Annotated in this window: 22 protein-coding genes; 11 read left to right on the forward strand and 11 right to left on the reverse strand. The window is 63.1% G+C overall.

The genetic code is table 11. The features are described from left to right. Window positions 1-101: 101 nt before the first annotated feature. Complete coding sequence (locus HALRU_RS07155; protein ID WP_015300728.1) at window positions 102-890, reverse strand: enoyl-CoA hydratase/isomerase family protein; 789 nt, start codon at window positions 888-890, stop codon at window positions 102-104. A 135-nt stretch (window positions 891-1,025) separates the two neighbouring features. Between HALRU_RS07155 and HALRU_RS07160 the strand changes: the two genes are divergently transcribed. Next, window positions 1,026-2,402, forward strand: a complete 1,377-nt coding sequence (locus HALRU_RS07160; protein ID WP_015300729.1) for an NAD(P)/FAD-dependent oxidoreductase — start codon at window positions 1,026-1,028, stop codon at window positions 2,400-2,402. A gap of 475 nt (window positions 2,403-2,877) precedes the next feature. Here the strand turns inward: HALRU_RS07160 and HALRU_RS07165 are convergent, their stop codons facing one another. The 3 genes from HALRU_RS07165 to HALRU_RS07175 all read right to left on the reverse strand — a co-directional run bounded on the left by HALRU_RS07165 (window position 2,878) and on the right by HALRU_RS07175 (window position 5,746). Next, on the reverse strand, window positions 2,878-3,993 hold the full coding sequence (locus tag HALRU_RS07165; RefSeq protein WP_015300730.1) for a DUF7537 family lipoprotein: 1,116 nt from the start codon (window positions 3,991-3,993) through the stop codon (window positions 2,878-2,880). 444 nt (window positions 3,994-4,437) lie between these two features. After that, window positions 4,438-4,806 carry a hypothetical protein gene (locus HALRU_RS07170; protein ID WP_015300731.1) on the reverse strand — a complete coding sequence of 123 codons (369 nt, stop codon included), beginning with the start codon at window positions 4,804-4,806 and terminating at the stop codon, window positions 4,438-4,440. 331 nt (window positions 4,807-5,137) lie between these two features. Beyond that, on the reverse strand, window positions 5,138-5,746 hold the full coding sequence (locus HALRU_RS07175; protein ID WP_148680468.1) for a plastocyanin/azurin family copper-binding protein: 609 nt from the start codon (window positions 5,744-5,746) through the stop codon (window positions 5,138-5,140). 186 nt (window positions 5,747-5,932) lie between these two features. Here HALRU_RS07175 and HALRU_RS07180 point away from each other — a divergent pair, with 186 nt between their 5' ends. The 3 genes from HALRU_RS07180 (at window position 5,933) to HALRU_RS07190 (ending at window position 8,011) form a co-directional block, all read left to right on the forward strand. Next, window positions 5,933-6,151: a hypothetical protein gene (locus HALRU_RS07180; protein WP_015300733.1), complete on the forward strand. Its 219-nt coding sequence runs from the start codon at window positions 5,933-5,935 to the stop codon at window positions 6,149-6,151. Window positions 6,152-6,195: 44 nt separating this feature from the next. After that, a complete protein-coding gene (gene hisD / locus HALRU_RS07185; RefSeq protein ID WP_015300734.1) occupies window positions 6,196-7,473 on the forward strand; it encodes a histidinol dehydrogenase in 1,278 nt (425 codons plus the stop codon). A gap of 169 nt (window positions 7,474-7,642) precedes the next feature. Continuing rightward, the gene (locus HALRU_RS07190) at window positions 7,643-8,011 is read left to right on the forward strand and encodes a HesB/IscA family protein (protein WP_015300735.1); all 369 of its coding nucleotides are present in this window, start codon (window positions 7,643-7,645) and stop codon (window positions 8,009-8,011) included. 102 nt (window positions 8,012-8,113) lie between these two features. Here the strand turns inward: HALRU_RS07190 and HALRU_RS07195 are convergent, their stop codons facing one another. From HALRU_RS07195 to HALRU_RS07210, 4 genes are read right to left on the reverse strand one after another with little or no spacing between them, the layout of a single operon-like run. Then, a complete protein-coding gene (locus HALRU_RS07195) occupies window positions 8,114-8,314 on the reverse strand; it encodes a dodecin (RefSeq protein WP_148680469.1) in 201 nt (66 codons plus the stop codon). Window positions 8,315-8,362: 48 nt separating this feature from the next. Further along, complete coding sequence (locus HALRU_RS07200; RefSeq protein ID WP_148680644.1) at window positions 8,363-8,953, reverse strand: hypothetical protein; 591 nt, start codon at window positions 8,951-8,953, stop codon at window positions 8,363-8,365. A 52-nt stretch (window positions 8,954-9,005) separates the two neighbouring features. After that, on the reverse strand, window positions 9,006-9,620 hold the full coding sequence (locus HALRU_RS07205; RefSeq protein ID WP_015300738.1) for a hypothetical protein: 615 nt from the start codon (window positions 9,618-9,620) through the stop codon (window positions 9,006-9,008). 53 nt (window positions 9,621-9,673) lie between these two features. After that, on the reverse strand, window positions 9,674-10,756 hold the full coding sequence (locus HALRU_RS07210; RefSeq protein WP_015300739.1) for a metal-dependent hydrolase: 1,083 nt from the start codon (window positions 10,754-10,756) through the stop codon (window positions 9,674-9,676). Between the two features lie 233 nt (window positions 10,757-10,989). Here HALRU_RS07210 and HALRU_RS07215 point away from each other — a divergent pair, with 233 nt between their 5' ends. Then, window positions 10,990-12,195 (forward strand): pyridoxal-phosphate-dependent aminotransferase family protein, encoded by a 1,206-nt coding sequence (locus tag HALRU_RS07215; RefSeq protein WP_015300740.1) that lies wholly within the window; start codon window positions 10,990-10,992, stop codon window positions 12,193-12,195. Window positions 12,196-12,392: 197 nt separating this feature from the next. On the opposite strand, the gene HALRU_RS07220 is transcribed toward HALRU_RS07215, so the two are convergent. Together HALRU_RS07220 and HALRU_RS07225 are read right to left on the reverse strand one after the other, a co-directional pair. Further along, window positions 12,393-12,698 (reverse strand): DUF7116 family protein, encoded by a 306-nt coding sequence (locus HALRU_RS07220; RefSeq protein ID WP_015300741.1) that lies wholly within the window; start codon window positions 12,696-12,698, stop codon window positions 12,393-12,395. Window positions 12,699-12,772: 74 nt separating this feature from the next. Then, window positions 12,773-13,012, reverse strand: a complete 240-nt coding sequence (locus HALRU_RS07225) for a DUF5816 domain-containing protein (protein WP_015300742.1) — start codon at window positions 13,010-13,012, stop codon at window positions 12,773-12,775. 158 nt (window positions 13,013-13,170) lie between these two features. On the opposite strand from HALRU_RS07225, the gene HALRU_RS07230 reads away from it, so the two are divergent. Next, a complete protein-coding gene (locus HALRU_RS07230; protein WP_015300743.1) occupies window positions 13,171-13,581 on the forward strand; it encodes a universal stress protein in 411 nt (136 codons plus the stop codon). Between the two features lie 74 nt (window positions 13,582-13,655). Here HALRU_RS07230 and HALRU_RS07235 read toward each other — a convergent pair whose 3' ends face one another. Beyond that, window positions 13,656-14,624, reverse strand: coding sequence for a mechanosensitive ion channel family protein (locus HALRU_RS07235; RefSeq protein WP_015300744.1), 969 nt, complete (start codon window positions 14,622-14,624; stop codon window positions 13,656-13,658). 182 nt (window positions 14,625-14,806) lie between these two features. On the opposite strand from HALRU_RS07235, the gene HALRU_RS07240 reads away from it, so the two are divergent. The 5 genes from HALRU_RS07240 to HALRU_RS07260 all read left to right on the forward strand — a co-directional run bounded on the left by HALRU_RS07240 (window position 14,807) and on the right by HALRU_RS07260 (window position 20,679). Beyond that, window positions 14,807-15,868, forward strand: a complete 1,062-nt coding sequence (locus HALRU_RS07240; RefSeq protein WP_015300745.1) for a Gfo/Idh/MocA family protein — start codon at window positions 14,807-14,809, stop codon at window positions 15,866-15,868. Window positions 15,869-15,993: 125 nt separating this feature from the next. Continuing rightward, window positions 15,994-16,971: a sugar phosphate isomerase/epimerase family protein gene (locus HALRU_RS07245; protein WP_015300746.1), complete on the forward strand. Its 978-nt coding sequence runs from the start codon at window positions 15,994-15,996 to the stop codon at window positions 16,969-16,971. A gap of 80 nt (window positions 16,972-17,051) precedes the next feature. Next, the gene (locus tag HALRU_RS07250) at window positions 17,052-18,197 is read left to right on the forward strand and encodes a Gfo/Idh/MocA family protein (RefSeq protein ID WP_015300747.1); all 1,146 of its coding nucleotides are present in this window, start codon (window positions 17,052-17,054) and stop codon (window positions 18,195-18,197) included. A 72-nt stretch (window positions 18,198-18,269) separates the two neighbouring features. Further along, window positions 18,270-19,496 carry an HD domain-containing protein gene (locus HALRU_RS07255; RefSeq protein WP_015300748.1) on the forward strand — a complete coding sequence of 409 codons (1,227 nt, stop codon included), beginning with the start codon at window positions 18,270-18,272 and terminating at the stop codon, window positions 19,494-19,496. 139 nt (window positions 19,497-19,635) lie between these two features. Further along, the gene (locus HALRU_RS07260) at window positions 19,636-20,679 is read left to right on the forward strand and encodes an amidohydrolase family protein (protein ID WP_015300749.1); all 1,044 of its coding nucleotides are present in this window, start codon (window positions 19,636-19,638) and stop codon (window positions 20,677-20,679) included. The last annotated feature ends 80 nt before the right edge of the window (window positions 20,680-20,759 follow it).

Raw genomic sequence — 20,759 nt, forward strand, 5'->3', positions numbered from 1 at the left:
GTGTGCAATTCACGGGGCCGACAAATACGCACTGGTCGGCAGTGGGTCCGATTTTCGCGACACGGGCAGTCACGCCGGCCCGGTGTCCGACAGATTGGGCGTTAGTGGCCGGTAAAGGTCGGTTCCTCGTCCTCGAAGAAAGTCCCGACGCCGGTGGCGTAATCGTCGGTCTCGGTGAGTCCGGTCACCCCGTCACGCTCGTGACGGAGGTGGTCGTCGAGCGATCGGTCCGCCCCTTCGAACAGCAGTTGGCGAATCGTTCCGAATGCCTTCGTCGGGCCCGACGCGAGCTCGGCGGCGACCTCGGCGAGCCGGTCGTCGAAGGAGTCGTCGGGAACCGCTTCGGTAACCAGCCCCGCGTCGACAGCCCCGGGTGCGTCGTACCCCTCGTTCAGTAACGCGAACCGCTGCGCTCGGCGCAGCCCGAGAAGTCGGGGCAGGAGCCAGGTGATTCCACCGTCCCCAGAGAGGCCGATAGACGGGTACGCGTACTGGATGCGGGCCTCCTTCGACATGATCGCGATGTCCGACGCGAGGGCCAGCCCGAGGCCACCGCCGGCGACGATGCCGTTGATGCCGGTGACGACGGGTTTCGGCGCGCTCGTCATGGTCCGGACGCTCGCGTGGAGCGGGTCCGCGACCGAGTCGATGACCGCCTCGTCCCGCTCGTCGCCTTCGAGGCCGGCCAGGTCGGCCCCGGTGTTGAACGTCCCGCCGGAGCCCGTCAGGACGAGACAGCGAACGTCGTCGTCTGCCGCGAGGTCCGCGAGGGCCGTCGCGATTGATTCGGCCATCTCCGGCGTCATCGCGTTGTGTTTCTCCGGACGATCCATCGTAACCCGGCCGATCTGGTCTGCGATCTCGACGGTCACGTGCGGTGAGTCGGTCATACTGCACGATCCGACCCGGTCCATAAAAAACGGCAGTGATTCGACGGTCCCGGAGACGATTTTGGAGATGAACCAGGTGCCTCACCGTTGGGACGTTTCAGACTGCTTATTAGGGGTGATTGTGTGGTCCGCCGTATGGAACGCGTAGACGTCGCGATCGTGGGTGGCGGCCCAGCGGGCGCATCAGCTGCGGAGCAGGCAGCTGCCCACGGTGCCGAGACGGTCTGTCTCGAACAGGGGGTTCCCCGGGAAGACCGCGAGGAACTTGGTCCCGATTCGACGGACGCAGCGGGAATGCTCGACTACTGGGTAGACATCATGGACGAGGACTATCAGGACATTCCCGACGACGTCGTCCTGCAGGAGCTGTCGGGAACGGATTTCGTCGGTCCCTCGACCACCGTCTCGCTCGATACGACGGGCATGGACTCGACCTATCCAGGATTTGGCTTTACCTTCCACCGGGCCCGGATGGACGACTGGCTCTACGAGCGAGCCCGCGACGCCGGGGCCGATATCCGCGTCGGCACGAGTGTCTCCACTCTCGAAACCGATCTGGCGGCGAGCGGCCCGACACACACGCTTACCCTCTCTGGCGGGGACGAATTGGAGGCCGACCGGGTCGTGCTGGCCGACGGTCCACAGCGTCGGATCACCATGGACGCGCTGGATCAGTTCACGCCTCCGGGATCGAGTATCGCCGACCAGCTCTCACCACCGACGGCCAATCACATCGCCTACCAGGAGTATCGTGAGTTCCCCGAGGAGATCTTCTCCGAAGACCGACTCAAATTCTGGTGGGGCTGGATGCCCGGCGAGACCGCCTACCCGTGGGTGTTCCCGAACGACGGAACGGTCGCCCGCGTCGGGTTGACGATGCCCATCGGCATGACGCTGGACGACGTCGCCCACCCCGTGTCCTATCGACTGCTTGACCCGTCGGACGACGGCATTCCGTCAGGAGCGACGTACGTCGATCGACTGCTCGAAGCCGTCTACGGCGACGAGTACGACGTCGAATCCGACATGCCGCGCGTCGAAGACCGTGGGAAGTCGAAAGGCACCGAAACGTACCCGATCTCCTCGACCCGACCGATCGACTCACCCGTCGACGCTGGGATCGCCGTGGCAGGCGGTGCGATGGGGACCACCTCGGCGTTCCACGAAGGTGGCTACCACGTCGCCGTTCGCACCGGCAAGATCGCCGGTCGACTCGCCGCGAGGAAGCAACTCGGCACCTACAACGACGTGTGGAAACGGGCGATCGGGAGCGAAGTGGCGCGAAACGTCTCCTTCGCCGACATCGTCGCCGACTACGAGCCCGACGACTGGGACCGCGTCTTCGCCGTCGCGAACGGCATGATCGGCGACGGTGACGACCGGAGTCTGCTACAGAGGGGTTACTCGGCCGGCATCGGCGCGAGTAAACTCCTCCTCGCGTACAAACGCCGGAAGTTCGGCTACCGCAACGGCGGCTACGTGCAGTTCGCCGAGGACGAGTACGTCTACTGACACAGCCACGAGGTGCTGTATCGTTTTCGTCGAGCCTGCAATCGACCAACGGGAAACGTTTTCAGCACGTACTTCGTAGCACGATTGCGTACCTTAGTCCCCAACAGAGCGTATCCACACGGCAGCGATGACGGTATTGGAGAACCCGGGTACGCGACACACTGCTGGCGGCTTACGCCGCCTACTCAACGTGATTCCTGACGGAATCACGCTACGCCCGGCACGAGGGTTAGCCAGCTAACACGGCACGCCGCCAGGGATGAGGCTGGACGTTAGTGTTCCGGGCGCACATTTGAATACCCAAACAGAATTGTATCTGAATAATATATTTTGAACCCATTTATTCAGGGATGGATCGGGTATTGAACAGCAAGCGTCGGCCCTCACTGGGTTTCCGGTGAAGGTGTCAAGAAGTGGGGAATTTGGAAAGGCTAAGTCTATGATGTCGGATGCAGTTTTGATGATGCTGTGAGCGTCAGCTGTATTTGGAGTCCGTTTGCAATCGGTAAAAAACGTTTTCGTGCGTCCCCATAATGCCCGCCTCGCCGATGGTGAATTCTCCACCCACTCGGTCGTCGTGAAGCGCGAATGACGGTGAGTCTTCGCCAGGGCTCACGGTCACATAGACAGCATCACCGGGTTCGAGTCTCGCATCCGTGGTAATGGTTCCCTCTGGATGCCCCGAGATGGGGGATCCCCACCTAGTCTCGTTGCTTATATAGACATTGAACGACGCGTTCGCTGGGAGGGCTCCTCCGCCAGTGTTACGGATTTCGAGCGCCTTTCCGCTTTCGACTGTCGAGATCGAGAGCTGGGCGACGTCAGCAACCCACGATGGCGGCCCGGACCATTCTACGTTGGTGGTAAGCGATATCGATTCTTCGACAGTTTCCGTCGTGTTGTCGGTGTTTTGAACGAAGGTCGAATCGATGTCGTAAATGACTCCCTCGGCTGTGACGAGCACCGTTCCCTCGTACGCCTCCCAGAACTCGTTCAGGGCTTGCGAAACGTCGGTGGCGGTGAGGCGGACGAACGTTTGGCCATCGCGTTCGACGGTGCCGTTGACGCTGTAGTTTCCGACGCCGAGGGGAGACCGCAGGGTTGACCGTGGCCCGAATGGGGAATCGTGGGTCCAGGCGGTGACACCGGCGGTGGAGTTCTGAAAGACGGAGTACCTCGTCTGCTCGTCAAAGGTGACCCGATAGTAGCCGTTCGATCCCACCCAGTAGAACTCCTCGGTTAGTTGATCTCCGTCGGTCGTCCGGTTGAACGAACTGTAGTACGGTTTCGGGCTCGCGCCGTGTACGTAGCGGTAGGTAACACTCTCGTTCTGGCCCGTCAACGTCTGTGTTAACGCGATTGATTCGTTCGCTGTCGCGTCGAAATGCGCGTCGAGGAGTGCAGTGCCGTTCGTAAGCGTGCCGTTCGACGCGACGCCCGGCGGGTACTGATCCACAGTGGTGGGCGCCTCCGTATCGGGCTGGGTCGTGTTGTCGGTGGGGGTTGGAACTATCCCGTCGGTACAGCCGGCGGAGACCATTAGGAGGGCGACGCAAACGGTGAGAGCGGCGCGTCGTAGTGGGGACTGCATAGAATATCCAACAAATGTGAAGTTTATAAAAGTAACGAGGGATAGAAACGGAATTCGCACTCCAATTCCCGAATCAATATGTTTGTGATGAGACCTTTGAGCATGGCCGACGAACGGGAGACTGACCTAAACAGACGAGATCCCTCTCCCTGTAGAAGACCGGTTTCACTCAACGGTAGGGATTCTCTTTTATTGCCCAGACCTGTGGCTGCATCTTGAACCCACGTATCGATAGCCCGTCCTGTATTCACGGAGACTCTGTGCATCAGCGGCCAGGTGCTGCAGCATGGGCAGTGATACTTGGAGGAAGCACGAAGAGCGACGGTCCAGTGGTATCCTTCTACCACGGCAACGAGTTTGGCAAGTAGTTGCGACGAACTGCTTCGGCAATCACCAGCAGGCCGCTGACAGCGAGCGCGATAGTTGCCATCCCAAATGGTGATCTCACGGGGAGACGGTTTCATCGATGAATATGTGTGTCGTTCCCCCTTCGCTTACTTGCAACTGTTTTGGTTGGGATGAATACTCGTAATTGCCGGGAATCGGTTCGCTGGTACCGAGCACGTATGTCTCCCCATTGATCGCACCGTCCACGACGCGTTGTTCCTCAGGAGCGAGATGCTCGTATTCTAGGACCGGCCCGGTGGTTATCTGCTGAACCTCTCCACGCTCTCCCTGTTGAAACTCGTACTGGAGCGCCGGGAAGAACAGAACTCCCGCAGCCACGAGAAAGAAAACGGCGAGCAAAAGCAATCCCCAGTAGAGGCGCTTTTGCTCGCCTTCTCTGGAGAATCGACAGTTCGAGCTATACATCAATGGTTTTACTCAATCGAGTAAACATTTTCGGTTGGCCCCGTTGCAGAAATTGGTCCTAGTGGTCTGATCCGCCAATCTACTGTGCGGTGATATTGGCCGGTGACGTGGTATGTGATATTGCCAAGGAGTTGCCCGGGCAGACGCGTTCTGCAGCTGGATACGCCGTTCTATTATCCGTTGACACTACTAGTAGGTTCACGGCCAGTAGTGTTCCGGGCGACACTTCCTACACGTAGAGAGTGGAGTCGCGAGTGTGTACTGACCGGTTCCTTCGACATCGATCAGTGGGTGGATTCACGACGTGATACCGGTACGGACCCAGGATGACCTACTCGACCGAGATTTCGCCGACCATCGTCGTCTGATGCGGTTGACACACGTACTGTGCCATCTCGTCGCTGGCTTCGAACTCCAGCCACTGGTCGTCGCCAGGTTCCGAGACGACCTCGGTAGAGAGATCGTTGATGACTTCGTCGTTCGAGTCTCGGATTTCGATGTTGTGGCCTGCGCCATCACCTTCGGACCAGCCGATCTCGTAGGTCTCGCCGCTCTGGAGTGTCAGCGGGGGATTCTCCTCGTCTGCGATCGAGTCAGGCGCGATACCGACCCAGGCCGTCGTTTGGCCATTGAATTCGATCGACGTTCCCGGTTCGATGGCCCCGCTCGCACCCTCGCCGCCAGTGTCGCTCTCGTTCCCCTCGGACTCGTTTCCGGCCGTTTCGTTGCCGTCCGTTTCGTTTTCGCCTCCATCAGATTCGTTGTCTCCGCCGCCAACTGTTTCGTTCTCGTCAGTGCCGGTATCACCGTTCGTGCCATCGCCGTTTCCGTCGTCTTCGGGCCCACCACCGTCCGAACAACCGGCCAGCCAGGCGATCCCCATCGCCGCGCCGATTCGTTTGAGTGTTTTTCGTCGTGACGACGGTGTTCGTGAAACCATGCCCGTTTCTATTTCACCGGTCCAGATAATGCCCTACTCAGGCCACGATACCAGTTATTGGAAGACTGTATTCGACTGGGACCGTTCCGCTGGTCAATCACTGGTTTCGAGTACATTTCCGCTCACTCACATCGCGGTGTCTGCCAGAACCGTACCTTCTTACTGAGAGCGTGCATCGATCCAGGTATGGACCGCGACGGGTTCGTCAAGACGGCCATACTGGCGTTCGGACTGGTCATCGCTAGTTTTTTCGTACGCGGATTCGGGCAACTGCTCGTCGGTCCCGACGTGGCCGATATCGCCCGGACACCGTTCTTGCTGGGAGGATTCTGTCTCGTTGTCTATCTGTTCGTTCGGGCGACGCTCGACTGGATCGGCCTCTGGTCGATCGACGACCCACAGTGAGCGCAGAGAGAAACCGTTTTTCCCGCCCTCGCCGAAGCACCGGCATGACCATCGACGTGCGGGAACTCGCCGATCTCGGGCCGACGGACCGGGCGGCACTGTTCGAACGGGACGCTGGAATCGACGCCGTCCGCGCTGACGTCAAGTCGATCGTCGATCGGGTCCGGGAGGAAGGCGACGTCGCCGTCCGCTCGTTCACCGAGGAGTTCGACGACATCACCGTCGGGAACATCGAGTGTACCGACCAGTGTGAACGCGCCTGGGAGTCGCTTCCAGCCGACGTCACAGACGCGATCCAGGAAGCGATCGAGAACGTCGAATCGTTTCACCGCGCGCAGGTACCGGCGGACTGGCGCGAGGCGTTCGACGACGGGCGCGAACTCGGCCGGCGGTTTCGACCGATCGATCGCGTCGGGGTCTACGTCCCCGGCGGCGCGGCCGCGTACCCCTCGAGCGCGATCATGGGCATCGTTCCGGCGGTCGTCGCCGGCGTCGATCACATCGCCGTCACGACGCCGCCCGCAGATGAACCGAACCCCGTCACGCTCGGGGCCATTTACGCGGCCGGTGCGGACGCGGTGTACAGCGTCGGTGGCGCACAGGGAATCGCCGCTCTCGCGTACGGAACGGAGTCCGTCGATCGGGTGCAGAAGGTCGTCGGGCCGGGCAATCGCTGGGTGACGGCGGCGAAAGCAGCCGTGCGCGGTGACGTGGAAATCGACCTTCTGGCGGGACCGAGCGAGGTGCTGGTGCTGGCCGATGAGACCGCTGACCCGGAACTGATCGCGAGTGAACTACTCGCCCAGGCCGAACACGACCCGAACGCGTCAGTCGTCGCGGTGACAGACGACGAAGAGACTGCAGCGGCCGTCACCGATGCCATCGACTCACAGCTCCCCGAGCGAAGCCGGTCCGACATCATCGAGGAAGCCCTCTCCAACGACGCCAGCGGGGTCCTGCTCGCCCGCTCGATGAGCGAGGCCATCCTCTTCGCCGAATCCTACGCCCCCGAGCACCTGGCCATCCTCGCGGCCGACGACGAGGCGATCCTCGACCGCATCGATAGCGCCGGGAGCGTCTTCCTCGGTCCGTACACGCCCGTGGCCGCGGGTGACTACGCCAGCGGCACGAACCACGTTCTGCCGACCAGCGGCGGGGCACGGGTGACCGGTGGCCTCTCGGTCGACACCTTTCTCAGGGCGACCACCGTCCAGCGACTGTCTCGAGACGGCCTGGACGACCTCTCGAAGACGATCACCACGCTCGCGGAGGCCGAGGGGCTCGAGGCACACGCCGAAAGTGTCCGTCGTCGAACCGACTGAGTCACCGGTCTGGTCTCGACCGACTCATTTTACTCTGCAACAGCGGTGAGCCCGTTGCATACCGTTTTTCGGGGCACTTTGACGACCACCCTCAGAGTGTATGGATTTGACACGCTGGCGAACCACCGGAGGCGTCACTGTTAACATCGTTGCCGCTGTACCCCCATCCATGAGTACCGAACCGGCCACGAGCGGGGAAGCCACGACCCGGATCGAGGTCACCGAGGAAGCGGCGTCGCAGGCGCTCGCACTGCTGGAAGACGAGGGCCTGGATACCGACATCGCGGGGCTTCGACTGTTCGTCCAGCAGGGTGGCTGTGCGGGGCTGTCCTACGGGATGCGGTTCGACGACGAACCGGACGAGGACGACACTGTCTACGAGCACCACGCCCTTCGCGTGTTCGTCGATCCGGCGAGCATGAAGTACATCGAAGGGAGCGTCCTCGACTACGAGGACGGATTACAGGCAGAAGGGTTCCACGTGGACAACCCGAACGTGGTCAGCGAGTGCGGTTGCGGCGAATCCTTCCGAACGTAGTTGGCCATCCTATTCTCCGTCGTTGGCAGTCCGCTTCTCCGTCGTTGACGGTCCTGTTCGCTATCGTTGGCAGTCCTATCCTCAATCGTACGGCCGGCGTCCTCACCCTTCGAGTTCGAACGCGACGGTGACTTCGGCCTGGTACTGCCGGTCGTCGACTGACGCGACTTCGACACCGAGCTCGTCGACTTCGACCCACTGGACGTTCTGCAACGTCGATTCGGCGCGATCGATCGCGTCGTCGGTCGCCGCCTCGAAGCTCTCGTCGCTCGTTCCGATCAGGGTAATCTTCTTGAAAACCATTGCGTCTCGGACTACCAGCACGAGCGACATAAATCCACACGACCGTTGTTAGTGCTCGAACCGACTGCGGAGCGCACTCACGACGTCCGACAGGTACACGCCGCCCCAGAGCGCGACGAGGAGGCCGCCGATCGAGTTGAAGACCAGATCGAGCATGGTGTCCTCGAGTCCGTACTGTGTGAGGACGGCCTCGATGCCGAATCGCTCGGCTGCCAGGGCGATCGTGAATTCGAGAACCTCCCAGAGTACGCCGAACGCGAGGACGAACAGGAGGATGAACACGGAGATGAACCTATCCGGGAAGTGGATGCCCTCGGCGTGTTCGTGGAGCGCCCGGACCGTCGCGTAGCCGACCGCGGCGACGACCGAGGCCGAGAGGGCGTGCGTGAGGTGGTCCCACCACCAGGTCTGACTGTAGAACGTCGCCGATCCGCCTGGTGGCCCGACCGTTCCGAGCGCGTGGAGGAAGACGGCCGAGGTGATCCACAACGTCAGGCGTGGATCCATGGGAATGTCGTAGTCCCGCCGCAGAATCGGCGGCAGTTGGGTGACGGCGATCGCAATTCCGGTGTTGATGAGAATGCCGACGTCACCGCGGTCGATACCGATGAAGAACATCCCAACGAGGGAGAGCTCCATCAGATAGGTGAGCTGGCGCTGTCGTCGCTGCGAGGTGAGCGCGTGGGGCAATTTACTCACGCCGATCACCTGCTAGACGGGACTCGTCCGCCGACCGGCCGTCGATGCGACCGAGTCGACGGAAGTACACCTCGAAGATCGCACCGGCGCCGAGTCCGGCACCGGTCGAGTAGACGAACTCCCACATCACCACGTCGTTATCGGCCGGAAACGGAACGCCGAGGAGACCCGCGAGCCACCACCGAAAGAGCGCCCAGAGCGCTGCGGCGGCCATCGTCGTGATCGCGACGAAGACGATCGCGAATCCGGTCGTCATCTCGACGCTGGTGAACGCCTGCAGTTCCACGGCCAGGACGAGCGCGACGGCTGCGACCGACAGATACGCGGTGAAGTGGCCAGTCGTTCGTGGACCCCCCAGTGCCAGTCCGAACATCGGCAACGCAGCCAGGAAGAGCACTTCCCAGGGAAGCATCACCCGCCAGGATCGAAAACTCACGGGCGGGATGACGGCGAGCACCAGCAACACGATGGCGAACGCGATCCAGAGCGGGCGGCCTGCCGCGAGGGCACCTCCCCCACCGACGCCGATCGCTCCAACGACGAGCCACGAGACGATCGCGTTCTCGCGTCCGTCAGCGAGCAACCGATCGAGGCCGATCTGAGACACGGACTGACCTCTCTCCCGTTCGCCTAAAAACGTATTCCTCGGCGGGTCGTCCGTTAGCCGACCAACAGGTACCCGAGCGTGTAGGTGACCAGGGCGGCGGAAATTCCGGCAACTGCGGTGAGGACCCCAGCGAGCACGTCGTCGAACGTCGGCGATTCGAGGTTTGTCGACATGGGTGGGGACAGGCGACGGCGAATGAAGCCGAGTCGTGACGAGCCGCTTTCGCCGTCCAGTCCCCGCGGCCACCACCCGAACGGTCCCGAACGCGATCCACCGAGGCCGAGCGAGAACGGGATCGTCCGTATCGTGCCGACGAGAACCCCGACGCCGAGGATGGAGAAGACGAAGTGATAGGAGACGTCGAGCGTGGGCGGGGTGAGGAAGAGGACCGAGACGCCGTAGAGTGCGCCGACGCTCCCTCGTACGTCGATGGCTTCGAATGGATCACGGTCCGTCAGGAAGAAGACGGTGAGTATGGCGAACACGATGGCACCGAGTTCGACTGCGAACGCGGACAGGAGGTGGAGCGTGGGGTCCGAAGAGACGATCACGCGTGCGTCGAAGAGCGTTCGATCGAGCGGGAACAGGAACGCGGGCGGATCACCGGTCAACAGGTCGCCCCACGGATGCGACCACAGCCCCCAGAGCGCGGCGATTCCGATCCAGGCAGGGGTGAGAGTCGTTTCACGCGTTGCGACGACGGTGACGAGCCCACCCGCGACGAGGAAGACTGTCAGAACCATCGCGGTGAGCGGGCCTGCAGCGACTGCGAGGACAACGAGGCCGCCACCGAGGACGACTGCCGCTCCGAGGGCGACTCGTCGGGACGTTCCGCTGATGGCGGCGGCGAGGAATCCGAACGCTGGCGCCGCGATCGTCGCGACGAGAAGCGAGTGGGTAATCGAGCGGTGTGTCGCCCGACTGGCGTCCCAGAACGCGGTCGGTGCCGAAACTGATCCCTCGGCGGTGACCCAATGGGCCAGTCCGACGAACGCGTACGCCACGTCGACGTCGGGAACGGCGGCGAACGCGCCGGCGACGATGCCGAACGCGAGCGCCGACCGGACGCTCCAGCCACGCCAGTCGGCGAACAGGGCGGCGACGGCGAACGCGAAGAGGGCGTGTCCAACGAACACTGGATGGGACGTACGTAGTCGAACGAGATAAGCGATTCGTGAATTGGTGGTAGGGTATGTCATACCTGCTTGTGGCCTCTCTCGTGCAGGTATTACTCGCGAGCAGAGTCCCTCGGGAGTACCCGTGGTCGGTGGTCCACTAGGAGTACTCGTGGTCGAGGTTCCAGCGGGAGTACCGGTGCCGACTCGCCGGGGTCGGTAGGCCTTTGGGCGTCCCCGCGGAGAATGTGCGCATGGATCACCACTCCGCTGGCGAGGTCACTGCGCCTGCCGTTTCCGAACTCGATCCGCCGAATCGAACGCTGATGGGCCCGGGTCCGAGCGACGTGCATCCGCGCGTCCGACGGGCCATGAGTACGCCACTCGTCGGCCACCTCGATCCGTCGTTCGTCGAGCTCATGGACGAGGTACAGGAACTCCTGCGGTACACTTTCCGCACGGAGAACGAGTGGACGATCCCCGTCTCAGGGACCGGTTCGGCCGCTATGGAGGCCGCTATCGGGAATCTGGTCGAACCCGGCGAGACGATGCTAGTGCCCACGAACGGCTACTTCGGCGGTCGGATGGCCGAGATGGCCAGACGGGCGGGCGGCGACGTCGTCGAGGTCGACGCGCCGTGGGGTGAACCGCTCGATCCGGCCGACGTCGAGTCGGCGCTGGCGGCACACGACCCCGACGTCTTCGGGTTCGTTCACGCGGAGACGAGCACTGGCGTGTTACAACCGGACGTGCCCGCACTCACCGACGCCGCGCACGACCACGACGCCCTCGTCGTCGCAGATACGGTCACCTCACTCGGGGGCGTCGAACTTCGGGTCGACGAGTGGGACATCGACGTCGCGTACGCCGGTCCGCAGAAGTGCCTCTCCTGCCCGCCGGGAGCGAGTCCGCTGACACTCTCCGACGAGGCGATGGAGAAGGTCCTCTCGCGTGAGGAGGCACCGCGATCGTGGTACCTCGATCTGTCGCTGCTCGAGGGGTACTGGGGCGACGAACGCGCCTACCACCACACGGCGCCGATCACCAACGTGTACGCGCTCCGCGAGGCACTTCGACTCGTCGCCGAAGAGGGGATCGAATCGCGCTGGCGGCGACACGAACGCCTGGCCGGGGCGCTGAAGGCTGGCGTCGTGGGGATGGGCCTCGAGATGAACGCCCCCGACGACTACTGGTTGCCGAGCCTGAACGCCGTTCGCGTCCCCGACGGCGTCGACGACGGGGAGATTTGCCAGACGGTTCTCGACGACTACGACCTCGAGATCGCCGGCGGTCTCGGCGACCTGGCCGGCGACATCTTCCGCATCGGCTGCATGGGTCACGCGGCGAGTCCAGCAAACGTCGTCCTCACGATCACGGCGCTCGGCGATGCTCTGGCCACCGCCGGCGCCGACGTCGATCCGGACGCTGGCATCGGGGCCGTGCGTGAGGCACTGCGATAGTCGGTCGCTTCCAGCCGTGTGACGACGGCAGGAGCGTTCACGATGCCGCTCACAGCTTTTCAATGGTTCACGAGCCCACAGTGGTCTCACTGAGAGGAGACATCACTCTTCATCACGCGCAGTCGATCTGCCCAGCAAACCTATGATCTGAAACCGAGGCTGTGAGCGACGAACCGGTGGAGGCGATCGAACCGTGGTCAGGTCAGGACGGGTGGTGCCCGTTCGACCTGATACTCGTCGCCGTCGGCCACGATGATCGCCCACTCGTAGGCCGGCTGCCGACGTTCGAGGCGCCGTTCGAGGGCGTCGACATCCGCTGGTTCGGCGACGAAACAGCGATACTCCGCTGTATCGCCGTCATCTACCGTCTGTGTCGTACTCACGTGGACGACCTTCCACGCACGTTCTGCACGAAACTCGGGTCCGTCCCCGTCGACGACGTACCCGAGGTCGGTGAAAATCGATCTGGCCTGTTCTGCGAGTGGCGTGGTACCAGAACCCATTCCGGTTGGTCGTACGGGCGCAAGTGTGATAAGCGTTTGCACGGTAACGAATCGCAGTGTAAATTGCCGTGTGCTCACTCGTGAGCGGCGTCCCACTCCGTCGGTTTGCGCTGATTACCACACTGATTGCACTGGATCCGTCCCATCGAGTCCATGGCCGTGTCCACTGAGTCACACGCACTACAGAACCAGCCGAATCTATCGTCGCCGGATCGGGTTTCGTAGACGACGAAGAACGGCCCCTTCGAGCCGCGGTCACCCTCCGATCGCGAGAGATACAGGGTACCGGCGAGCTCCGTATCGATCGGTTCCATGACCGGTCGAAGGTGTCCGGTGCGTAAAGTCGTGTCTTTCCATGTCGAATCCGTCGTGTTCGACAGGTGAAAGCGCCACGCAGTCGGCAGTTGCTGACGGTACTGAACGACCCCGACAACTGAAAGGTTTACCACGCACCGCGCCGTTTTTGTCGCTGATGACACTGATCGTGGCCCCGGTTCGTTACCCGCTCGACCATCGGTCGAAGGCCACACTCGCGCGAGCGATCCAGTTGATGGAGGACCGAGATGCCGATCTGACCGTCCTTCACGTCAATCTCTACCAGAACGGCCACCGCGTCACCCGTCGAGACCTGAAGGAGGCGGTCGAACGGGAGTTCGGTCGGGTCACCAACGGTCGATTCGTCGTTCGAACCGGGTTCCTGGTCGAAGAGAGCATTCTGGACGAAGTTGCTGCCGAAAACGCCGACGTCGTCGTCGTGGGTCGAGAGCAGTCGAGTCTGTGGCGTCGCCTCCTGCGTCGACTCACGAGCAATCCCAACATCGACGAGTACCTTCGTCGTAACCTCGATTGTGAGATCGTCACTGCCGAGGCGACTCCGTCCTGATCGAACTCTCCTGATCGAGCTCACTGACCGTATCCGTTCTCCACAAGCCGACCGATCGTTCCCGTTGCCACCCGCTACCGCTCGCTCTCTGCTCGATCTGCGTCCCTAGAATTGTCGGGGAGATTGGTTTGCATTGCCCCGTGTTCGACCGCATCGTTGAAGACGAGTTCGCGATGCGGATACGCGAATTGGACATCGGTGTCGGCGTAGCGTTCGCGGACGCGCTGGGCGACGATCGATCGGGCGCGCGTGAGTTTGTACGGCTCTTTCACCCAGAATCTGAGGACGAGTCTGACTCCGCTATCAGCGTAGGCCTTGACGTCACAGAGCGGCGAGGCCGTGTAGCGGGCGCTTCCGACCCGGACGTCCGGCCCACCACCGACGACTTCGTCGACCGACCGGGCCGCCCGTTCGGCATCGCGAATCGCCTGGTCGAGATCACTCTCGTAGGTGACGTCGTACTCGATCGAGACGCGTGTCCGTTCGTCCTCGGCGGAGTAGTTGAGCACGTCCCGTTCGTGCACGTCGCTGTTTGGGACGACGAGAATCGTGTTCTCTAGCGTGACGATCTTCGTATACCGGATCGTGATGTCCTCGACGAAACCGACGTGGTCCTGATCGACGATTTCGATCATGTCGCCGATCTCGAACGGCTTGTCGGTGAGGATGAACAGGCCGTGGATGAGACTGCCGATCAACGGGGCGAGAACGACGGCAACCACGGCCGATAACACACCGACCGAGAGGAGTATCTCGACGTTGCCGATGCCGAGCACCAGTGCCGCAGCGACGAGCGAGAGAAGCAGTACCGAGAGGCGGATCGTACGAAGCACGGACCGGGTTACGCTCGGTCGCTCGATCCGCTGGGCGACGGTCCGACCGGCGAGTCTGACCACGAGTTTCGATCCGTACCACCCACCGACGAGGATGACGAGGGCGATCGCGACGCTCCAGATCATCTCGTTGTCCCTCGACCAGTCTCGTATCGACGTGAGCAACGGCGAGGAGACGATGTCGGCGACGACCTGCTCGACGACTCGCATGACTTGCCCGTTGCCGTCTCGTGGGTTAAACGTTCTGACCGACCCGGCTGCTCACCCAGTAGCGCTGCAGCGACGAGCGATCGATGTGGTGAACGCGACTCTCGTCTCGTGCGATCGCCCACCGGTTCAAAGACGGTCGGGTGCGTATGTCCGTCTGACGTGCAGTCCATAGTGGAGCTACCATGACACGTGATCGCTCGTCTATCCGGACGGGAATCGTCGGCCTGGGGAACATCGGGCAGTACCACGGCCAGCGATTGCTGGATACGGGCGTTTCGCTCGTCGGCGGGGTCGATATCGACCCACGCGCTCGCGAGCAATTCGAACGTCGGTACGACGCACCGACGTACGACCGGGGCGACCCGCTCTACGAGTCGGTCGACGCGCTGGTGGTGACGACACCCAACGAGTATCACGAACCGTACGCGGTCGAGGCGCTCGAACGCGACATCCACGTCCTGATCGAGAAACCGCTTGCACACACCGTCGAGAGCGCAGAACGTATCGTCGAGGCTGCCGCCGACTCCGAGGCAGCCTGTATGGTCGGGTTCAACAACCGCTTTTCCAACACGGTCGCCGTCGTCAGGGATCGAATCGATCGTGGCGAACTCGGCGACGTGAGACACGTCGAAGCCAACTACGTCCGCCGACGCGGCGTTCCCGGGCGGGGAACGTGGTTTACCCACCGGGAACGTGCTGGTGGCGGCGCGTTGATCGACCTGGGGGTCCACGCCATCGACCTGGCGCTGTACGTCATCGATTTCCCGGCCCCGACGGTCGTTCTCGGGGAGACCAGATCTGACTTCGGACGGCGCGACGACTACGTCTACCTCGAGATGTGGGGCGAGGATGCGGGTCCGGAGTCGTTCGACGTGGAGGACTCGTCGAGTGCGTTCGCCCGGACCGATTCCGGCCAGACAGTCTCGCTGGAAGTTGCCTGGGCCACGAATCGACCGGCGACCCACGAGTTCGTCGTCCACGGCACCGAGGCCGCCGCCCGGTTCGACCTCATCGAACACGATCTCACGTTCCATCGCGCGCGGACGAACGGGCCAGCCGCGCTGGAAGATACGTCCGTCAGAACCCGCGACGTGGATACCCATCGCGAAGAACAGCAGGTGTTCTTCGACGCGATTCTCGACGGAGAAGATCCCTCGAACGTCGCCGAAGCGTTCACGGTCCAGCGCGTAATTCAGGCGATTTACCGGTCCAGTGAACGTGGCGAGGCGGTTTCGCTCTCCTGATCGGTCACGCTGGCTCCCCGGCGAGCACGTTCGGGTGTGGGTCGGCACTTTCGGGACTCGCGGGAGAGCCGCGCGCTACTCGGACCGTGTCCGGGTTTTATCGACGCGGCTGTGGTCGATGGGCCATGGATCTCGGTGTACACACGCCGTCTCTGGCAGATCGATCGTTCGAGGATGTCCTCGAATACCTGTCCGACCGCGGTGTCTCCGCCGTCGAACCCGGTGTCGGCGGCTTCCCCGGAGAGGACCACGTGGCGCGGGCGATGTACCTGAACGACGACGAAGCGCAGGCTGAACTTCGGGACGCACTCGATCATCACGGGATACGAATCAGTGCTCTCGCGACGCACAACAATCCGCTCCACCCGGACGAAGAACGTGCATCACGGGCCGACACCGAACTTCGGGAGGCGATCCGCCTGGCAGCCCAACTCGACGTCTCGACGGTGACGTGCTTCTCCGGGCTTCCGGCGGGGAGCCCGGACGACGAGACGCCGAACTGGATCACGGCGCCGTGGCCGCCCGAACACGAATCCGCGCTGGCCTACCAGTGGGACGTCGCGATCGAGTACTGGAGAGACGTTGCGTCGGTCGCCGACAGGCACGACGTCGACGTTGCGATCGAGATGCATCCGAACATGCTCGTATATGAACCGACGGGGCTGTTGCGACTGCGTGACGAAACGGGTCCGCGGATCGGTGCCAACTTCGATCCCTCGCACTTCTACTGGCAGGGTATCTCGATCACCGACGCGATCCGGGCGCTCGGGGAACACGACGCGATCCACCACGTCCACGCGAAGGATACGCGCCGGTACGACGCCAACGTGCGAGTGAAAGGGGTTCTCGACACGACGCCGTTCGACCGAGAACGCGACCGTTCGTGGCTGTTTCGTTCCGTCGGCTACGGCCATGGCGCTCGCCACTGGAAGGACGTCGTCTCGACGTTGCGCCTCGTCGGCTACGACGACGCCATCAGCATCGAGCACGAGGATTCGCTGACGAGTTCCGAAGACGGTCTCGAGAAGGCCATCGATTTTTTGGCGCCGATCGTCTTCGAGGGCGAACCCGACGCCCCGTTTTGGACCGAAGGCATCGACTGAGGGCGTCGGACGGAAGGTGGGAAATAGACTGGTTGCCGGCTGTGAATAATTGCTAACTGTCGCGTCGGCGAAGCGTCCGCATGGCACTCGACGTCGGCGTCCTCGGCTACCGGTTCATGGGTACCGCCCACGCCAACGCGTTCGCCCGGCTCCCGATGTTCTTTCCCGACACACCGGACGTCACGCGCGACGTCTTGATCGGCCGGGACGAAGACGCGCTCGGGGACGCGCGGACCCGACTCGGGTTCGATCGGACGGCGACCGACTGGCGATCGGTCGTCGACGAGGTCGACGTCTTCTACAACCTCGGACCGAACTTCCTGCACGCTGAACCGGCGATCGCGGCGCTCGAGGCTGGCGTTTCGGTCTTCTCGGAGAAACCCCTCGCAGCGACGCTCGACGGCGCCACTGAGATGGCAGCAGCCGCCCGTTCGGCCGGTGTACCGACGGCGTGTGGCTTCAACTACCGGTTCGTTCCGGCGATTCGATACGCGCGCGAGCTGATTCAGTCCGGCACGCTCGGCGACATTCGGACCTTCCGTGGACGCTACCTGCAGGACTGGCTCGTCGATCCGGAGGCACCGTGGTCCTGGCGGCTCGACGCGGAGCTGGCTGGTTCAGGTGCGCTCGGTGACCTCGGCGCACATACGGTCGATCTTGCACGATTTCTCGTCGGTGACGCGCCCGGTGGCGGCCGGATCGAACGCGTGAGCGGGCACCTGCGAACGGCCGTGACGGAACGGCCCGTGGAGGGGCCGGCTGGAGAAACGCGACCTGTGACCGTCGACGACGAGTACACCGCCCAGCTTGCGTTCGAAGACGGTGCGATCGGGCTTCTCGAAGGCTCTCGGATCGCTCCGGGTCACAAGAACGACCATACGATCGAGATTCACGGGAGCGAGGGAAGTCTGCGGTTCTCGCTCGAGCGACTCAACGAACTCGAAATGCTCGGTCCGGACGACCGAGGATACGAGACCGTTCTCGTCACCGACGAAACCGATCCCTACATCGATCACTGGTGGCCCCCGGGCCACGTCCTCGGGTGGGAACACACGTTCGTCCACGAAAACGCGTCGTTCTTGCGAGCCGTCGCCGAGGGAGATGCGTACGAGCCGTCGTTCGCCGACGGACTGGCTGCCCAGCACGTACTCGCCGCGATCGAAGCGAGTGACCAGTCGGGATCCTGGGAGCGGGTTACCGAGACGAGTGAGTCGTCGCAAGCCTGATGCTGTCCATCGCGAGGCCGTCGGCGAGCCACTCCGGTGACAGTTTTATGGGAGCCCCTCGATGGACCGACAATGAAAGTGATCAAAGACAGCGTCCACGATCACATCGCCGTCGACGGCGTGGCCAGGGCGCTGCTCGATACGCCGGAACTCCAGCGGTTGCGTCGCATCTCCCAGTTGGGGACCGTCTCACTCGTCTATCCGTCGGCGAATCACTCCCGGTTCGAACACAGCCTCGGCGTCTACCATCTCGCCTGTGAAGCACTCGAGCAACTTGGGATCGAGGGAATCCAGGCCGATCGAATCAAGGCTGCGGCAATGGTCCACGACGTCGGCCACGGGCCCTACAGCCACAACGTCGAGGAGCTCATCCAGCGACGGACTGGCCGGTACCACGACGACGTCCACGATCTGCTCGCCGACGGCGAGATTGCCGACGTCCTCTGTGACCACGGCCTCGAACCGGATCGAATCGCCGATCTCGTTGCGGGCGACGGGGAGTTCGGCCAGCTCGTCTCCGGGGAACTGGACGTCGATCGGATGGACTACCTCGTCCGCGACGCCCACCACACCGGTGTCCCCTACGGCGCGATCGACCACGGTCGGCTGGTTCGAGAACTGCGATACGTCGACGGGCAACTCGTCCTCGGTGAGGGCAACGTCCAGACGGCCGAGAGTCTGCTCGTCGCCCGGGCGCTGATGAACCCGACGGTCTACAGCCACAGCGTCGCCCGTATCAGCAAGGCCATGCTCAGACGGGCGACCGAAGCCCTCCTCGACGCCGGCGGAACCGACGCCCGGACGCTGGCCTGGATGGACGACGCGGAACTCGTCGTCGCCCTCCGCGAGTGCGAGGCGAGTCACCCGCTCGTCCGGCGACTCGACGAACGGCGACTCTACAAGCGGGCGATCTGGGCGGAGATCGACGACGTACCCGGCGGAATCATCGAAGCCACTCACGACGATCTCGTTCGATTCGAACACGAAATCGCCGACAGGGCCGACGTTCCCGTCGGTCACGTGATCCTCGACGTGCCGAGCCGCCCGTCGATGGCGGAATCCACCACACGCGTGCTGGTAAACGGGGAGGTTCGCCAGCTCGGTCACCAGTCACCACTCGTCGACGCACTCCGGTCTGCGCAGTACGCCCAGTGGCGCCTCGGCGTCTACAGCCCTGCCGACGAACGCGATCGGGTCGGTCGTGCAGCGGTCGACGTGCTCGGGCTGGACATCGACGGCCCGCTCGTGAGCGACGTCCGGGACGGGCTCTACACCACGCTCGATCACTTCGCCGAGTGAGCCCGCTCCGCCGCATCGGACTCTCGTCCGTTGCCGGGACGCCGAAAGGACTCTCGTCCGTCGCGAGAGCCTGGGTACGATCGAGATGACGAATTCCCGCCTTCGAACGCTTCAAGGAGCGACCGGTCGAATCACGACCATGGAACTTTCCGGAACGATCCTTCGCGGATCGGAATACGAGCCGATCGAGGGGCGGATCGTGATCGAAGACGGTCGAATCGAAGCGATCGAGGAGGCGACGAACGTTCCCGATCGCATCGTGTCGCCAGCGTTCGTCAACGCCCACACCCACCTCGGCGATTCGATCGCGAAAGAGGCCGGTCGCGGCCTCTCGCTCGCGGAACTTGTCGCGCCTCCCGACGGGCTGAAACACCGACTCCTCCGTGAGGCCGATCGTGACGAGATGGTTGACGGAATGAAGCGGTCGCTCGAATTCGCCCTGGCAACCGGGACGGTCGCGTGTCTCGACTTCCGCGAAGGCGGCGTCGAGGGTGTCTCACGACTGGAGGAGGCGGCGAGTGAGCTTCCGATCGACGCCTACGCGTTCGGACGCGAATCGGTCGAGGCGATGGAAGCAGGCGACGGGTTCGGCGCCAGTGGGGCGAACGACGCCGACTTCGAGCGAGAACGGCGCGCGACTGCGGCAGCGGACAAACCGTTCGGCATCCACGCCGGCGAGGCCGATCCGAGCGATCTCGACCCCGCGCTCGACCTTTCACCGGAGTTTCTGGTCCACGTCGTCCACCCCGAACCCCGCCACCTGGAGCGGATCGAATCGGACGAGATCCCGATCGCCGTCTGCCCACGCTCGAACCTGGTCACGGGCGTCGGCGTTCCCCCGGTCGACGAACTCGCTCGCCGGACGACGGTAGCGCTCGGCACCGACAACGTGATGCTTAACTCGCCGTCGATGTTCCGGGAGATGGAGTTCCTCGCGAAACACACCTCGCTCGAGGCCCCGGCGATCCTCCGGATGGGGACCAGAAACGGGGCCGCCCTCCTCGGCCGCGACGACGGTCTGATCGAGGAAGGACGGCCCGCGAATCTCCTCGTCCTCGACGCCGACACACCGAACCTCGCTGGCGTTCTCGACCCCGTCAGAGCTGTCGTCCGTCGAGCTGGGCAGGGTGACGTCGCCGACGTGATCGTCGACGGTCGGTCCGTCGAGATGAGTGACTGGTAATCCGCCCAGGCAGCTCCGCTCGCACCCGACATGCTTCGGTTCGAAACCGCGATACGCCTATTAGGATGGAGAGTTACGTG

Origin of the sequence: Halovivax ruber XH-70, from assembly GCF_000328525.1 — an archaeon.
Classification (GTDB): Archaea; Halobacteriota; Halobacteria; order Halobacteriales; family Natrialbaceae; genus Halovivax; species Halovivax ruber.

Excerpts from the sequence above, each read along its gene's own strand:
- HALRU_RS07155 (WP_015300728.1), bottom strand. The coding sequence starts at position 890 with ATGACCGACTCACCGCACGTGACCGTCGAGATCGCAGACCAGATCGGC.
- HALRU_RS07160 (WP_015300729.1), top strand. The coding sequence starts at position 1,026 with ATGGAACGCGTAGACGTCGCGATCGTGGGTGGCGGCCCAGCGGGCGCA.
- HALRU_RS07165 (WP_015300730.1), bottom strand. The coding sequence starts at position 3,993 with ATGCAGTCCCCACTACGACGCGCCGCTCTCACCGTTTGCGTCGCCCTC.
- HALRU_RS07170 (WP_015300731.1), bottom strand. The coding sequence starts at position 4,806 with ATGTATAGCTCGAACTGTCGATTCTCCAGAGAAGGCGAGCAAAAGCGC.
- HALRU_RS07175 (WP_148680468.1), bottom strand. The coding sequence starts at position 5,746 with ATGGTTTCACGAACACCGTCGTCACGACGAAAAACACTCAAACGAATC.
- HALRU_RS07180 (WP_015300733.1), top strand. The coding sequence starts at position 5,933 with ATGGACCGCGACGGGTTCGTCAAGACGGCCATACTGGCGTTCGGACTG.
- hisD (WP_015300734.1), top strand. The coding sequence starts at position 6,196 with ATGACCATCGACGTGCGGGAACTCGCCGATCTCGGGCCGACGGACCGG.
- HALRU_RS07190 (WP_015300735.1), top strand. The coding sequence starts at position 7,643 with ATGAGTACCGAACCGGCCACGAGCGGGGAAGCCACGACCCGGATCGAG.
- HALRU_RS07195 (WP_148680469.1), bottom strand. The coding sequence starts at position 8,314 with ATGGTTTTCAAGAAGATTACCCTGATCGGAACGAGCGACGAGAGCTTC.
- HALRU_RS07200 (WP_148680644.1), bottom strand. The coding sequence starts at position 8,953 with ATGGAGCTCTCCCTCGTTGGGATGTTCTTCATCGGTATCGACCGCGGT.
- HALRU_RS07215 (WP_015300740.1), top strand. The coding sequence starts at position 10,990 with ATGGATCACCACTCCGCTGGCGAGGTCACTGCGCCTGCCGTTTCCGAA.
- HALRU_RS07220 (WP_015300741.1), bottom strand. The coding sequence starts at position 12,698 with ATGGGTTCTGGTACCACGCCACTCGCAGAACAGGCCAGATCGATTTTC.
- HALRU_RS07225 (WP_015300742.1), bottom strand. The coding sequence starts at position 13,012 with ATGGAACCGATCGATACGGAGCTCGCCGGTACCCTGTATCTCTCGCGA.
- HALRU_RS07230 (WP_015300743.1), top strand. The coding sequence starts at position 13,171 with ATGACACTGATCGTGGCCCCGGTTCGTTACCCGCTCGACCATCGGTCG.
- HALRU_RS07235 (WP_015300744.1), bottom strand. The coding sequence starts at position 14,624 with ATGCGAGTCGTCGAGCAGGTCGTCGCCGACATCGTCTCCTCGCCGTTG.
- HALRU_RS07240 (WP_015300745.1), top strand. The coding sequence starts at position 14,807 with ATGACACGTGATCGCTCGTCTATCCGGACGGGAATCGTCGGCCTGGGG.
- HALRU_RS07245 (WP_015300746.1), top strand. The coding sequence starts at position 15,994 with ATGGATCTCGGTGTACACACGCCGTCTCTGGCAGATCGATCGTTCGAG.
- HALRU_RS07250 (WP_015300747.1), top strand. The coding sequence starts at position 17,052 with ATGGCACTCGACGTCGGCGTCCTCGGCTACCGGTTCATGGGTACCGCC.
- HALRU_RS07255 (WP_015300748.1), top strand. The coding sequence starts at position 18,270 with ATGAAAGTGATCAAAGACAGCGTCCACGATCACATCGCCGTCGACGGC.
- HALRU_RS07260 (WP_015300749.1), top strand. The coding sequence starts at position 19,636 with ATGGAACTTTCCGGAACGATCCTTCGCGGATCGGAATACGAGCCGATC.